Origin of the sequence: Peptidiphaga gingivicola (assembly GCF_001652275.1) — a bacterium.
GTDB classification, from domain to species: Bacteria; Actinomycetota; Actinomycetes; order Actinomycetales; family Actinomycetaceae; genus Peptidiphaga; species Peptidiphaga gingivicola.
This window is the reverse complement of the sequence record NZ_LVZK01000001.1, coordinates 1,883,669-1,898,923: the sequence shown is the minus strand read 5'-3', so window position 1 is coordinate 1,898,923 and position 15,255 is coordinate 1,883,669. Positions and strand designations below refer to the sequence as shown.

Below are 15,255 nucleotides of genomic sequence, written 5' to 3'. Positions count from 1 at the left end.
GTCACGTGGGTGGGGGTTGTGGGGGTGGGGGGTGGGGGTGTAGTGTTGTTGTCTGCTGCCGGGCTTGGTTGTGTGGGTGCGGTGGTTGTGTTTCTTCCTTGTGCGTGTGCCTGTGGGGGTGTGTGTGCGGGGTGTGGGTGTGGTGGTTGATTGCTTGATAGTGCGTGTGGATGACGATTGTGTCGTCGGGTCTTTTTGGGGGTTCGGCGGCGTGTCCGGCCTGTTTGGGGTCGGGTTTTGGTGGGCCTGTTTTGGGCTGTCTGCAATGTTTTGTTTTTTGTGGAGAGTTTGATCCTGGCTCAGGACGAACGCTGGCGGCGTGCTTAACACATGCAAGTCGAACGATGAAGCGCTGTCTTTGTGGTGGTGTGGATTAGTGGCGAACGGGTGAGTAATACGCGGGCAACCTGCCCCTCTGCTTCGGGATAAGCTTTGGAAACGGGGTCTAATACCGGATGTGCCTGTCTGGTCGCATGGCTGGGCGGGGAAAGATGTTTTTCGGCGGGGGATGGGCTCGCGGCCTATCAGCTTGTTGGTGGGGTGACGGCCTACCAAGGCGTCGACGGGTAGCCGGCCTGAGAGGGTGGTCGGCCACACTGGGACTGAGATACGGCCCAGACTCCTACGGGAGGCAGCAGTGGGGGATATTGCACAATGGGCGCAAGCCTGATGCAGCGACGCCGCGTGGGGGATGGAGGCTTTCGGGTTGTAAACCCCTTTCGGCGCGGGACAAGGCTCCGTTTGGCGGGGTTGAGGGTACGCGTCAAAGAAGCGCCGGCTAACTACGTGCCAGCAGCCGCGGTAATACGTAGGGCGCGAGCGTTGTCCGGAATTATTGGGCGTAAAGGGCTCGTAGGCGGCTTGTCGCGTCTGCTGTGAAAACGCGGGGCTCAACTCCGCGCGTGCAGTGGGTACGGGCAGGCTGGAGTGCGGCAGGGGTGGCTGGAATTCCTGGTGTAGCGGTGGAATGCGCAGATATCAGGAAGAACACCGATGGCGAAGGCAGGCCACTGGGCCGTCACTGACGCTGAGGAGCGAAAGCGTGGGGAGCGAACAGGATTAGATACCCTGGTAGTCCACGCTGTAAACGTTGGGAACTAGGTGTGGGGTCTGTTCCACGGATTCTGCGCCGGAGCTAACGCGTTAAGTTCCCCGCCTGGGGAGTACGGCCGCAAGGCTAAAACTCAAAGGAATTGACGGGGGCCCGCACAAGCGGCGGAGCATGCGGATTAATTCGATGCAACGCGAAGAACCTTACCAAGGCTTGACATGTGCCGGGAGGGCGCGGAGACGCGTCTGCCTTCGGGCCGGTTCACAGGTGGTGCATGGTTGTCGTCAGCTCGTGTCGTGAGATGTTGGGTTAAGTCCCGCAACGAGCGCAACCCTTGTCCCGTGTTGCCAGCGCGTTGTGGCGGGGACTCACGGGGGACTGCCGGGGTCAACTCGGAGGAAGGTGGGGACGACGTCAAATCATCATGCCCCTTATGCCTTGGGCTTCACGCATGCTACAATGGCCGGTACAGAGGGTGGCGATGCCGTGAGGCGGAGCGAATCTCGTAAAGCCGGTCTCAGTTCGGATCGGGGTCTGCAACTCGGGCCCGTGAAGTCGGAGTCGCTAGTAATCGCAGATCAGCAACGCTGCGGTGAATACGTTCTCGGGCCTTGTACACACCGCCCGTCACGTCACGAAAGTCGGCGACGCCCGAAGCCCGTGGCTCTGCTTGTGCGGGGAGCGGTCGAAGGCGGGGTTGGCGATTGGGACGAAGTCGTAACAAGGTAGCCGTACCGGAAGGTGCGGCTGGATCACCTCCTTTCTAGGGAGTTTTTGTGGTGGTGTTGTCTGCGCGTGCTGTCAGGCTGTCGGGCGCTGTGCCTGTGCCTGCCTGTGGGGTGGGTGTGGTGTTTGGGAATCGTATAGCGGATGCGAGCATCTTGTAGTTGTGCGTCGTCTGCGTTCTGTTGTGGGGCGGGGCGGCGTGTGTTGGGTGTGTGCAGGGCGTTCGGTGGATGCCTGGGCATCAAGGGCCGAAGAAGGACGTGGCAGTCTGCGATAAGCCTCGGGGAGTTGGCAAGCGAGCGGTGATCCGGGGGTGTCCGAATGGGGGAACCTGGCCGGGGTTGTGCCTGGTCGCCCGTGTGTGAAGTTCATAGCGCGCGGGTGGGAACGCGGGGAAGTGAAACATCTTAGTACCTGCTGGAGAAGATATTCCGTTAGTAGTGGCGAGCGAAGGCGGAGGAGCCTAAACCGTGTGCGTGTATCAGCCGCCGGGCGGTGCGTGTGCGGTGTTGTGGGCATGCTTGTGGCCGTGCCGGTGTGCGGCCGGGCAGTGAGAAACCGTCGGGGTAGGCGAAGGGTCTGGGAAGGCCCGCCGGAGTGGGTGAGAGCCCCGTAGCCGAAATCGCGGCGGCTGTCTGAGTGTGTTCCTGAGTAGCACGGGGCTCGTGGAATCTCGTGTGAAGGTGGCAAGACCACTTGTCAAGGCTGAATACCCTTGGTGACCGATAGTGGATGAGTACCGTGAGGGAAAGGTGAAAAGTACCCCGGGAGGGGAGTGAAAGAGTGCCTGAAACCGGGCGCCTGCAATCCGTCAGAGCCCTTTGTTGTGGGGGTGATGGCGTGCCTTTTGAAGAATGAGCCTGCGAGTTAGGGGCGTGTGGCGAGGTTAACCCGTGTGGGGCAGCCGTAGCGAAAGCGAGTCTGAAATATGGCGGTCAGTCGTGCGTTCTAGACCCGAAGCGGGGTGATCTACCCATGTCCAGGGTGAAGCGCGTGTAAGAGCGTGTGGAGGCCCGGACCCACCGGGGTTGAAAACCCGGGGGATGAGGTGTGGGTAGGGGTGAAAGGCCAATCAAACTCCGTGATAGCTGGTTCTCCCCGAAATGCATTTAGGTGCAGCGTTGCGTGGTTCTTTGCGGAGGTAGAGCGACTGGATGGCTGATGGGCCCCACCGGGTTACTGAGGTCAGCCAAACTCCGAATGCCGCAAAGTGTGAGCGTGGCAGTGAGACGGCGGGGGATAAGCTTCGTCGTCGAGAGGGAAACAGCCCGGATCGTCGGTTAAGGCCCCTAAGGGTGTGCTAAGTGGGAAAGGATGTGTCGTTGCTGTGACAGCCAGGAGGTTGGCTTAGAAGCAGCCATCCTTGAAAGAGTGCGTAATAGCTCACTGGTCAAGTGGTGATGCGCCGACAATGTAGCGGGGCTTAAGCACACCGCCGAAGCCGCGGCGCCCTCCGTGTGGGGGGTGGGTAGGGGAGCGTCCTGCGTGGGGGGAAGCCGTCGTGTGAGCGTCGGTGGACTGCGTGGGAGTGAGAATGCAGGCATGAGTAACGAGTGGCGGGTGAGAATCCCGTCCGCCGATTGACTAAGGGTTCCAGGGCCAGGTTGATCCGCCCTGGGTTAGTCGGGTCCTAAGGCGAGGCCGTCAGGCGTAGTCGATGGGCAACGGGTTGACATTCCCGTACCGGACGGCGGCCGTCCGATGTCTGCTGGGTGGGGCGTTGTCGTCCCTGTGCGTCGTTTCTGCGCCTTTCGGGGTGTGGGGGGCGTGCGGGNGCGGGGCGTGCCTGTCTGGTGTGGCAAGCGTGGTAACAGGTGTGACGCAGTGAGGTAGCCTGTCCGTGTCTTATGGCTTGGCACGGCCAAGGGTGTGGCCCCTCGCCGTGGTAAATCCCGGCGGTGTGTGGGTGAGGCCTGATGGGGACCGTTGATGGGAAGCGGGTGATCCTGTGCTGCCGAGAAAAGCATCGACGCGAGGCCGTTGTCCGCCCGTACCCGAAACCGACACAGGTGGTCAGGTAGAGTATACCGAGGCGTTCGAGTGACTCGTGGTCAAGGAACTCGGCAAAATGCCCCCGTAACTTCGGGAGAAGGGGGGCCCTGCGCGTGGTCCGTCCGTGCGGCGGGGAGCGTGGCGGGGCCGCAGAGTCCAGGGAGAAGCGACTGTTTATCAAAAACACAGGTCCGTGCCAAGCCGCAAGGCGATGTATACGGACTGACGCCTGCCCGGTGCTGGAAGGTTAAGCGGACCGGTCAGCCCCTCTTTGTGGGGGTGACGCCGGGAAGTTAAGCCCCAGTAAACGGCGGTGGTAACTATAACCATCCTAAGGTAGCGAAATTCCTTGTCGGGTAAGTTCCGACCTGCACGAATGGCGTAACGACTTCTCCGCTGTCTCGACCACGAACTCGGTGAAATTGCAGTACGAGTAAAGATGCTCGTTTCGCGCAGCAGGACGGAAAGACCCCGGGACCTTTACTGCAGCTTGGTATGGGTGTTCGGCGCGGTTTGTGTAGGATAGGTGGGAGACGGTGATCCGCTCGCGCTAGCGGGCGGGGAGTCGCTGGTGAAATACCACTCTGGCCGTGTTGGGCTCCTAACCTCGGCCCGTGATCCGGGTCAGGGACAGTGCCTGGTGGGTAGTTTAACTGGGGCGGTTGCCTCCTAAAGGGTAACGGAGGCGCTCAAAGGTCCCCTCAGCCTGGTTGGTCATCAGGTGGCGAGTGCAAGTGCACAAGGGGGCTTGACTGTGAGACTGACAGGTCGAGCAGGCACGAAAGTGGGAACTAGTGATCCGGCGGTCGCGTGTGGAAGCGCCGTCGCTCAACGGATAAAAGGTACCCCGGGGATAACAGGCTGATCCTGCCCAAGAGTTCATATCGACGGCATGGTTTGGCACCTCGATGTCGGCTCGTCGCATCCTGGGGCTGGAGTAGGTCCCAAGGGTTGGGCTGTTCGCCCATTAAAGCGGTACGCGAGCTGGGTTCAGAACGTCGTGAGACAGTTCGGTCCCTATCCGCTGCGCGCGCAGGAGAATTGAGAAGGGCTGTCCCCAGTACGAGAGGACCGGGACGGACGAACCTCTGGTGTGCCAGTTGTTCCGCCAGGAGCACGGCTGGTTGGCTACGTTCGGGAGGGATAACCGCTGAAAGCATCTAAGCGGGAAGCCCGCTTCAAGACGAGTTCTCCACCACCCTCGCGGTGGGAAGGCCCCCCGAAGACGACGGGGTTGATAGACCGGACGTGGACGCCCCGCAAGGGAGTGAAGCCGACCGGCACTAATGGGCCGACCAACCCAACACACTTTTCCTCTCTCTCCATTCGTTGGGGGGAGGGCGATTCGCGTCCGCTATGCGATACCCGAACCCCACACCCCCCTGTCTTCCGGGCGGGGTGTGGCAGCCCGGGACCGCGTGGCGGCGGTCATAGCGGCAGGGACACGCCCGGACCTTTCCTTTCCGAACCCGGAAGCTAAGACTGCCAGCGCCGATGGTACTGCACCCGCCAGGGTGTGGGAGAGTAGGACACCGCCGCCCACACCACAAAGGGGGGGCCGCTCAGCGGCCCCCCCTTTCTTGTCGCCTGCCACCGCACGCACGCGGCTGCCCCCGCCCCCGCCGCCAACCCGCCAGACACCGCGGCAGACAACGCACCGCCAGACACCGCGGCAGACAACCAACACACCACCAACACACCGCCAGACGCCGACGCGGCTGCCGGCGTGCTCAGCGTGAACCCAGCCATAAACACCGCCCGCCAAACCACCAACACACCAACCACAGGTATGCTTGTTGAGTCCGACCTTTTGCTTTGAGTCATAAGGGCGGCTATGTACTTTGCTGAAAACTGAAACACCGAGGATGGACATGACCGAGGATTCCAACGTCTCAACAAGCAACGAGCGCAGCGAGCGCCCATTCTCGGGGTGGCAGTCGGCTTCCGAACGCCGCAGCTCCCCCGGTGGCGATCGGGGGGATCGCCGGTACAACGATCGTGACGGGTATCGCGGCGGCAAACGCTACGAGGATCGCGGCGGACGCTATGAGGACCGGGGCGGACGCTACGGGGACCGGGATGAGCGCCGCGGCGGATACTCCGACCGCCGGGAGGATCGCTACGGGGATCGGAGGGATTCGCGTGGGTCGGGTCGTCGGTGGGAGGACCGGGACAATGACCGTCGGCCCAGCCGGTACAACGATCGTGACGGGTATCGCGGCGGCAAACGCTACGAGGATCGCGGCGGACGCTATGAGGACCGGGGCGGACGCTACGGGGACCGGGATGAGCGCCGCGGCGGATACTCCGACCGCCGGGAGGATCGCTACGGGGATCGGAGGGATTCGCGTGGGTCGGGTCGTCGGTGGGAGGACCGGGACAATGACCGTCGGCCCAGCCGGTACAACGATCGTGACGGGTATCGCGGCGGCAAACGCTACGAGGACCGCGGCGGACGCTATGAGGACCGGGGCGGACGCTACGGGGACCGGGATGAGCGCCGCGGCGGGTATTCGGACCGACGCGACGACAGGCGCGCCGACGTTCCCCGCGGCCGACGTGATCCGATCGTGCCGGATTCAGTGTCCGAAAAGGATCTCGATGCCGAGTCGCGCCGTCGACTCAATACCCTTTCGAAGGACAACTCGGAACGTGTTGCGCGTCATCTTGTTTACGCTGGATCGATGCTTGACGTCGACCCTGAGTTGTCTTATGAGCATGCTCAGGCGGCCTATCGTCGCGCTTCGCGCGTGGACGTAGTGCGTGAAGCTCTCGGTCTTGCGGCGTATATGACCGGAAGATACTCCGAGGCCTTGCGCGAACTGCGCACGTACCGCCGAATGACGGACGATTACAGTCATGTAGCTATCGAAGCGGATTCCGAGCGCGGCCTCGGACGCTCTGAGAAGGCTCTTGCATTCATATCGGAAATCCCTTTGTCGAGACTTGACGCAGAATCGAAGATTGAGCTTGCCCTAGTGGCCTCCGGCGCCAAGGCTGACACAGGCGATTCTGAAGGCGGACTGGCCGTGATCGAGAAACTCGCGGTCGAAAACTTCGAAGAAGACTTGCGGGCCCGCGTCGAGCTCATCCGGGCCGACCGCCTTGAGGAGCTCGGACGAGAGGAAGAAGCCAACGAGCTGCGCGCTTCGTGGGAGTCCGTTCTTTCCGACGAAGGAGAAGTCGACCTTTACGAGGAAGAATCCGACGAGGCCGACCCTGACGTCGTCGACGCCCGTTATGGAGACGAATCGGAGGGCGCTGGTTATGGCGACGAGCCCGTCGATGCCCGTTATGGAGCCGAAAACGATGAATCTCGGTACGATGCGGAACCCGACGGCGCCCAGCACAGCGCCGAGGTCCACGATGGCCAGTATGAGGCAGAGACGGACGACGCTCCGTTTGATCGCGGCTACGGCGAAACCGAGAACGGCGTCGAATCTGACGAGTCTGAGGAAACCAAAGATTCTGAGGCCAAAGGAAATCCCGAAGTCGAGGCTCTCGGGACCGGGAACGGCCCCGACGTCCAAGAGGACCCTGAGGCCGGAGAAGAATCCGAGGCTGGAGAGGATCTCGAAGCCGAGGAAGGCCCCGAGGCAGCGGAGAGCCCTGGAGTTGGGCACTCTGCAGCCGGAGATAGCCTGAAAGACAGGGAGTGTCCCGAAGCGGTTGAGAGCCTGGAAGACAAGGAACGCCTCGAAAACGAGATCGATTCCGAAGGCGGCGATGCCCGGTGAGCACGCCCGATCAAACCCTCGCAGAGCGGTACGACGTCGGACTCTTCGACCTTGACGGCGTCTGCTACCTCGGAAACGAGGCCATCGAACACGCCCCCGAAGAAGTCGCTCGCGCGGTAGCGGGCGGTTTGCGCCATGTCTATGTGACGAACAACGCCTCGCGCACAACCGACGACGTCGCCCGGCACCTAGCCGCCCTCGGCTTTCCAGCCGTGGCGGCGGACGTGGTGACCTCGGCGCAGGTGGGAGCGGACATAGCCGCCAGGCGATGCGGAGAAGCAGCGAAAGTCCTAGTCATCGGCGGGGCTGGGCTTGTCCGCGCCGTCGAGGAACGCGGGCTGAAAATCGTGCACTCTGCGGACGACGGGCCTGACGCCGTCCTCCAGGGCTTCTTCCAAGACGTGACGTGGCACGACCTTTCCGAGGCGGCCCTGGCCATCCGGGCGGGCGCGCTCTACATCGCCACCAATCTAGATCTCGTCATTCCGCGCGAGCGTGGGCTGATGGTCGGCAACGGCGCCCTCGTCGGCGCAGTTTCCCTTTCGACCGGCGTCAAACCGATCTCGGGCGGCAAACCCGAGCCGGAAATCTTCCTCGCCGCCGCCCGAGGGCTCGATTCCCGCAAACCCCTCGCGATCGGCGACAATCTCGACACGGACATCAAGGGCGCCGTCAGCGCAGGCATCGACTGCCTCCACGTTCTCACGGGCCTCGCCAGCGCCCGCAACATCTGCCTGGCGCCGCCCGAAGTGCGGCCGACCTTCCTTTGCGACGACATGCGGGGACTCAACGAGCCGTATCCCGAGGTGCTCATCGAAGTCGAAGACGGGCGCAGCCGCCAGACAGGAGACGAGCTCATCGACGACGGCGAGGAGATCGGCTCCGGAGCCGTCGCGAAGGCGGGAACGGTCACAGTTGGATCGGCCCAAGCCCGCTGGACCGAGAGCGGGGTCCGCCTCTTCGGCGAAAGAGAGATCGATGTGGCCGGGGGCGCAACCCTGAACCTTGACGAGTATCGCGCCCTTGTGCACGCGGCTTGGAAAGCCGCGGACGCGGGGGCCGACCTTGACGCGGCGGTCGGCGAAATCACGGTGGTCCGTTGACTTCGCCCGCTCCGCGGACACCCGTTCCGCAAGCGCCTTTCGATCCGGAGGAAGCCTTGCGCGAGCTTGAAAGCGCAGAAGAAAGGGACCCGGATGGGAACGACGTCGACAAGACGATCGAATCTCTTGAGGACGTGCTCGAAGGCTTGAAGCGCACCCTTTCTTCGGCTCAGGCGTGAAGGAGGGAACATGGGTCGGCTGATCAGGGTCGACGCCGAGTTGGTGCGCCGCAACCTCGCTCCTTCCCGGCAGCATGCTCGGGAACTGATCGCGGCGGGGAGAGTGCTCCTCGACGGCGAGGCCGTGCGAAAAGCCGCCCGGCAAATGGATCCCGCCCAGCCGCTGCTCGTCGTCGAAAGCGAACGGGAGGATTATGTTTCGCGTGGAGCCTGGAAGCTGATCGGCGCCCTCGATCTCCTCGGCGAGGACGGGCCCGCGGTGGAAGGCGTCAGGTGTCTGGACGCCGGCGCCTCCACAGGCGGCTTCACGGACGTTCTTTTGCGGCGGGGAGCGGCGCATGTCGTCGCCGTCGATGTCGGTTACGGGCAGATCGCTTGGCGACTGCGAGAGGATCCCAGAGTCACCGTCGTCGAAAGAACGAACGTGCGCACCTTGGATCCCGCGCTAGTCGCCCCCGCGCCGGGCCTCGTCGTCGGCGACCTGTCGTTCATATCGCTCACGCTCGTTATTCCGGCGCTCGTGGGGGCGGCCGACTCCCGCGCCGACTTCCTCCTCTTGGTCAAACCCCAATTTGAAGTGGGCAAGGAGCGGCTTGGAAGCGGAGGGGTTGTGCGCGACACCTCCCTGCACGCCTGGGCGATGCGCAAGGTTGCCGACTGCGCCGCGGCCAACGGCCTTTCCGTGGCAGGCGCCGCGCCTTCGCCACTGCCCGGGCCCGCTGGAAATGTAGAGTATTTCCTGTACATGCGGGCGGGCGACGCCGATTCTCCGTGCGCTAACGTGGACGCAGCAATAGAGCAAGCCGTAGCCCAAGGGCCTGCGGGAGAGAATGCGAGGAGTTGAATGGCGCGACGCATCGCCGTTGTCACGCACCGAAAGCGCGGCGCGGCCGCAGAATCGTCGGCGAAAATCGTACATCTGCTCGAAGAGGCGGGGCTCGAGGCGGAAACACATCCGACGAGGAAGAGTGTGGCCGAATGCGAGCTCATCCTCGTTCTCGGAGGGGACGGAACGATCCTCCACGCCGCGGAGCTCGGCCGGCCGGCGGGGGTGCCGATCCTCGGAATCAACTACGGACACGTCGGCTTTCTCTCGGAGGCCGACCCCGTCGATGCGCCGCAGGTGGTTCGCCAGATCGCGGAGCGTTCGTGGGGCGTCGATTCGCGAATGACGATCGACGTCACGATCGTCTGCCCGGACGGAAAGGTGAAAAGAGACTGGGCGCTCAACGAAGTCGCCATCGAGAAAGACGCCGATTTCCGCATGCTCGAAGTGTCCATCGGCGTCGACGGCCGCGAAATCTCGGCATTCAAGGTCGACACCGTTCTCTTCTCGACCGCAACGGGATCGACGGCCTACAACTTTTCCGGCGGGGGGCCGATCGTGTGGCCCGACGTCGAAGGCATGGTCCTCACGCCCGTGGCGGCGCACGCATTGTTCACCCGGCCCCTCGTGGTGGGGCCGCACTCGCAGCTGGAACTGCGTGTCCTCGACGGGGCCGCGCGGGGGTGGTGCGACGGACGGCGAGAGCTGAACGCCGCTGCGGGCTCGACGATCACCGCCGTCAAGGGCGAGCATCCCGTGCTCCTCGCCCGGCTCAACGACACTCCGTTCTCGGGAAGGCTCGTGACGAAATTCAGACTGCCGGTGCGCGGATGGCGCGACCCCGCGCAGGAAGGCGTCCGTGACTGATCGGGAGGGCGCCTGTGGCTGAGCAGGAGGACATCAGTGATTGAGACGCTGACCATAGAGAACCTCGGGGTCATCGCCGAGGCCCGGCTCGACCTTTCGGCGGGGCTCACGGCCCTGACCGGCGAGACCGGCGCGGGAAAGACGATGGCCCTCACATCGTTGCAGCTCATCTTGGGCGGAAAGCCTGACCCCGGACACGTCCGCACCGGCGCCAAGGCGGCGCGGGTCGAGGGGACGTTCCTCGTCGCCGACGATTCCCCCGTTCTGGCGGCGATCGACGACGCCGGAGGGGCCTACGACGTCGACGGCGGGCAGGCAGAAATTGTCGTGGCTCGGCAGGTGCCCGCTTCCGGCAGGTCGAGCGCGTTCATCGGCGGACGGCGTGTGCCCACGGCCGTCCTGAGGTCGATAGCCCAAGGCCTCGTCACCGTCCACGGGCAGTCGGACCAGCTGCGCCTGGCCACGGCGGCCCAGCAGCGACAGGCCCTGGACGCGTTCGGAGGCGAGGAGGTCGCAAAGGCGCTTCGGCAATGGGGCGAGGCGTACTCGGCCCACGCGAAGGCCGAAGGACGGCTCCGCTCCTTCGACGAGAACGCCCGCGAAAACGCGCGCCGCCGTCTCGCATATCAGGCCTTGGCGGCGAAGGTCGAGGAGGTCTCCCCGCGCCCGGGCGAAGACGAGGCCCTCAAAGCGGAAGCCTTCAGGCTGGAGAACACGGAATCGCGCTTCGCGGGGCTGTCGGAGGCCGCGGCGCGGCTTTCGGGCTCAGACACGGTCGAGTCGTCCGCCATGGAAGGAATCGACGCAGCCGTGCGCGCCCTCGAGCAGACAGGCGACGTCGTCGACCTTCTTGCGCGGCTTCGCTCGGTTCGCGACGAGCTCGGCGACATCGCGGCCACCCTCGCTTCGGCCGCGGCGGACACCGAGGCCGATCCGGCCAGGCTCGCCGAAATATACGCGCGGCGCCAGGAGCTTTCCGGACTGCGGCGAGAGCTCGGCATGGGAAACGACGAGGCAATCGAGGCCGCCGAGGAAGCCCGCGCGGCCCTGGCCGACCTCGAGGACCCCGAAAGCACGAGAAAACGTCTCGAAGAAGAGTGCGAGCATGCCCGCAAAAGCATGGAGGCCGCCGGGGAGGCTCTTCACGAGGCCCGGTCGCAGGCGGCCGGTCGGCTCGGCGCACTCGTCGGCGACGAGCTGACCGAACTGGCGCTGGCCAACGCCCGGTTTGAAATCGCCGTGACCGAGGGGCAGCCCGCGGCCCACGGCGCAGACGTCGTCGAATTCCTCCTCGCCTCGCATTCCGGGGCGCCGCTCCGGCCCATCGGCGCGTCGGCATCGGGCGGCGAGCTTTCGCGAGTCATGCTCGCCGTCGAGGTGTCCCTCGCGGAGCGGGCGGCGCAGTCGGACCACACCTTCCTCTTCGACGAGGTCGACGCCGGAGTGGGCGGCCGAGCCGCCCAGGCGGTCGGCAGGCGTTTAGCCAAGCTCGCTGAAAAACACCAAGTGATCGTTGTCACTCATTTGGCGCAGGTGGCCGCTCACGCGGCGACGCAGGCCGTCGTCGTCAAAGAAGAGGACGAATCAGGGGCAAAAACCAACGTCACGATTGTCACCGGCAACGAGCGGCTCGGAGAATTGGCGCGGATGCTCTCGGGAAACGACACCGAAGCGGCTCGAACCCACGCGGCCGAACTCCTCGGCGGCGGTCCGGATGTGGCACGATAAAGCCGTGGCACTCCCATTCAGGCGGAAGAAGGAAGCCCCGCTGGTCGATGACCATGCGGGCGAGGCGCGCGTGGATCCGCGCACGAAGAATCTGACGAAGCGTCTGCGGGCGGGCGAGGTCGCAATCATCGACCATTCGGACATCGACAGGGTTTCCGCCGAGGCCCTCGTGGCGTGCAACCCGCTCGTCGTCGTCAATGCGGCGAAATCGACGTCGGGGCGATACCCCAACCTCGGGCCGGGAATCCTCAACGCGGCTGGAGTGCCGCTGGTCGACGACTGCGGGCCCGAGGTCATGGAGGTAGGCGAAGGCACGCGCGTGCGCGTGACGGAGACCGGTGAGGTGTACGCCGGAGAGGAGCTCGTCGCCACGGGAACCGTTCAGACGGCCGAGACGATCGCGGCCAACCAGGAGGACGCGAGGGCCGGCATGAACGTCCAGCTCAAAGCCTTCGCCACGAACACGATGGAGTACGTCGAGCGCGAGCAGGACCTCATCTTCGACGGCGTAGGAGTGCCCGACGTCAAAACCTCCTTCGAGGGGCGCCACGTCCTCGTCGTCGTCCGAGGCTACAGATACAAGGAGGACCTTGCGGCCCTCCGCCCCTACATTCGCGAATATAGGCCCATCATGATCGGGGTGGACGGCGGAGCCGACGCGATACTCGAAGAGGGGTACAAGCTCGACATGGTCGTCGGCGACATGGACTCCGTTTCTGACAAGGCCCTCACCTGCGGAGCGGAGATCGTCGTCCACGCTTACCGGGACGGACGCGCCCCTGGAAGCAAGCGCGTGGACGAGCTCGGGGTGGACCACGTCGTCTTCCCGTGCACCGGAACGTCCGAAGACGTCGCGATGCTGCTGGCCGACGACAAGGGGGCAAAGCTCATCGTCGCCTTGGGCACCCACAACACCCTCATAGAATTCCTCGACAAGGGGCGCCCGGGGATGGCTTCGACCTTCCTCACGCGCCTCGCCGTAGGAGGGAAGCTCATCGACGCGAAAGGCGTCTCTCAGCTGTACCGCTCCCGCATATCCAACTGGCAGATTTTCGCGCTCCTGCTGGCTGGCTGCATCGCCATCGGCGCAGCCATGGCCTCGACCGCCACGGGGCGGGCGACCTTCGGGCTCGTCTCGGCCTGGTTCGGCGACATTCTTCGATGGTTTGGATCGTTCTTCTGAAAGGCTACTCATGGTTGATTTTCGATATCACTTAGTATCGCTCGTCTCGGTTTTCATGGCCCTCGCGATCGGCGTCATCTTGGGCGCGGGCCCGCTCCAGAATTCGATCGGGACGACGCTCTCGTCCCAGGTCGAGTCGCTGAGGAAGTCCCGCGACGAGGCGAGGACGGAGGCCGACACCGCCAACAACGCGCTTTCCGAGAACGAAAAGCAGCTAGATTCGGCGGGAACGCAGCTCGTCGGCGGTACCCTCAAAGACCGCAGGGTCGCGATCGTCGCCCTCCCGGGCGTTGAGGACTCTGATCTCAAGGCCGCCGAAGACAAGGTTTCCAAAGCCGGCGCCACAGTCGCCGGGACGGTAACGCTCGCCGACTCCTACGCGGCGACTTCGGCCAACCCCTACCGCAACACGCTGGCGCGTTCCCTCGCCCAGTACGTGGGCGAGAAAAGCGACGCCGACCCCCACGTCGTCGTCGCTTCGGGCGTCGGCCGACTGCTGTTCATGGGGTCGTCCGACCCCAATATGACCGTGATCAGAGACGCCCTCACGGCGAAAGACAACCAGATGATCCAGATCCAGGGAGACGTGGAAGGCGGCGTTCAGGCAGTCGTCGTGGTGACGCCGAAGAAGATGGAGATCGACAAATCCGCCGCCACGCCCGCCGCCGAAACGAAGAGCGTTTCCAACGGCTACGTCAAGATGGTGAAAACCCTTTCCTCGAAAGGACCGACCGTCACGGTCGGGGAGGGGACCTCCTCGACCAGTTTGCTTGCCAAGGTGCGCGAAGCCAAGGGCGCCGGATCGACGGTCGATTCACTTGACACCGTGGCGGGGAGAATCAACGTTGCCATCGCCGTGGCCTCCGAGATCAAGGGCTCGCACGTCCATCTCGGCCAAGGCGACGGCGCCCAAGCGGTCATAGGAACGCGCGTCGACGCCCCGGCGACGCCGACCCAGGCGCCTGAGCCCGCCTCCGGACCCACCTCGGAAGAAGGATGATCGACGTGCGCATTCGTGTTGCGGCCCTCGCCGGGGGCCTCGCGGTCGCGGGGGCGGGCGCGGCCGTCGCGGCTGCCAAACGCTTCCCTTCGGCATTCTCTTCGTGGAACCGCACGTCTTACGCGGGAACGCCGGTCAGTCTGACGGAAGGCCTGGCCGCCGCTGCGGGCCTCGGCCTCGCCTCGGCCGCGCTTCCCGCCGGAGTCCGGGCGGGCGCGGGAATCGCCGTGGGCGCGGCCGCCGCCGCCGGAGCCGTCGACGACCATTTTGAGGATCGCTTTCCCGCCAAGGGCAAAGGATTCAAAGGCCACATCGGGGCCCTGCGCGAAGGGAAGGCAACGTCAGGGGCACTCAAGATCGGGCTCATCGGCGCCGGCGCCGGCCTCGGCGCCCTGGCGATTCCGCGGCACGGCGGGCGCCTGCGGCGAGCTGCGGCCTGGGCCAACCAGTCCGCGCTCATCGCCGGAACGGCCAACATCGTCAACCTCCTCGACCTTCGGCCCGGGCGCGCCCTCAAAGCGAGCGCCGCCGCGTCAATCGCCGCGGGCGCATCCGGGCCCGCCGCGGCGGGCCTTCGAGACGGAATCGTCGCGGTGTCGGCCGTCTGCATGCGCGGCGACCTCGAGGGAAAGACGATGCTCGGGGACCTCGGCGCCAACGCCGTCGGCGCAGCCCTAGGGTACTCACTCGCTCTGGCCCCCGGCGCCTTCGCGCGGTGGTCCTGCCTGTCCGGCGTCGTGGCCCTCACTTTCGCAAGCGAGAAGCTCTCCTTCTCCAAAGTGATAGAGGAGACGCCTATTTTGGCCTGGGCGGATCGGCTCGGACGCCGGTGAAACGCGCTAGCGCCATGACATCGGCAAACC

Annotated in this window: 9 protein-coding genes and 3 rRNA genes; all 12 read left to right on the top strand. The window is 64.6% G+C overall.

The window, feature by feature from the left end; all coding sequences use genetic code 11:
• Nucleotides 1-276 precede the first annotated feature (276 nt).
• A 16S ribosomal RNA gene (locus A4H34_RS07890) occupies nt 277-1,814 on the top strand.
• A 165-nt stretch (nt 1,815-1,979) separates the two neighbouring features.
• Nucleotides 1,980-5,077: ribosomal RNA gene (locus A4H34_RS07885) — 23S ribosomal RNA — on the top strand.
• A 112-nt stretch (nt 5,078-5,189) separates the two neighbouring features.
• Nucleotides 5,190-5,310, top strand: a 5S ribosomal RNA gene (rrf, locus tag A4H34_RS07880).
• The 16S, 23S and 5S rRNA genes sit together here, the layout of an rRNA operon.
• Nucleotides 5,311-5,640: 330 nt before the next feature.
• Entirely contained in the window at nt 5,641-7,506 is a 1,866-nt protein-coding gene (locus tag A4H34_RS11045; protein WP_156510291.1) for a hypothetical protein, read from the top strand.
• Complete coding sequence (locus A4H34_RS07865) at nt 7,503-8,609, top strand: HAD-IIA family hydrolase (RefSeq protein ID WP_064231608.1); 1,107 nt, start codon at nt 7,503-7,505, stop codon at nt 8,607-8,609. Before A4H34_RS11045 ends, A4H34_RS07865 begins: the two co-directional genes overlap by 4 nt.
• A 56-nt stretch (nt 8,610-8,665) precedes the next feature.
• Nucleotides 8,666-8,788, top strand: coding sequence for a hypothetical protein (locus tag A4H34_RS11470; RefSeq protein WP_009198613.1), 123 nt, complete (start codon nt 8,666-8,668; stop codon nt 8,786-8,788).
• Between the two features lie 10 nt (nt 8,789-8,798).
• Nucleotides 8,799-9,632 (top strand): TlyA family RNA methyltransferase, encoded by an 834-nt coding sequence (locus A4H34_RS07860; RefSeq protein ID WP_064231607.1) that lies wholly within the window; start codon nt 8,799-8,801, stop codon nt 9,630-9,632.
• Nucleotides 9,633-10,481 (top strand): NAD kinase, encoded by an 849-nt coding sequence (locus A4H34_RS07855; protein WP_009198615.1) that lies wholly within the window; start codon nt 9,633-9,635, stop codon nt 10,479-10,481. It abuts the gene before it with no gap.
• A gap of 36 nt (nt 10,482-10,517) precedes the next feature.
• Complete coding sequence (recN, locus tag A4H34_RS07850) at nt 10,518-12,209, top strand: DNA repair protein RecN (protein WP_064231606.1); 1,692 nt, start codon at nt 10,518-10,520, stop codon at nt 12,207-12,209.
• 4 nt (nt 12,210-12,213) lie between these two features.
• Nucleotides 12,214-13,392 (top strand): putative cytokinetic ring protein SteA, encoded by a 1,179-nt coding sequence (steA, locus tag A4H34_RS07845; RefSeq protein WP_231870985.1) that lies wholly within the window; start codon nt 12,214-12,216, stop codon nt 13,390-13,392.
• Between the two features lie 10 nt (nt 13,393-13,402).
• Nucleotides 13,403-14,392, top strand: a complete 990-nt coding sequence (locus tag A4H34_RS07840; RefSeq protein ID WP_009198618.1) for a copper transporter — start codon at nt 13,403-13,405, stop codon at nt 14,390-14,392.
• 5 nt (nt 14,393-14,397) lie between these two features.
• The gene (locus tag A4H34_RS07835; protein ID WP_156510290.1) at nt 14,398-15,225 is read left to right on the top strand and encodes a hypothetical protein; all 828 of its coding nucleotides are present in this window, start codon (nt 14,398-14,400) and stop codon (nt 15,223-15,225) included.
• Nucleotides 15,226-15,255: the final 30 nt, after the last annotated feature.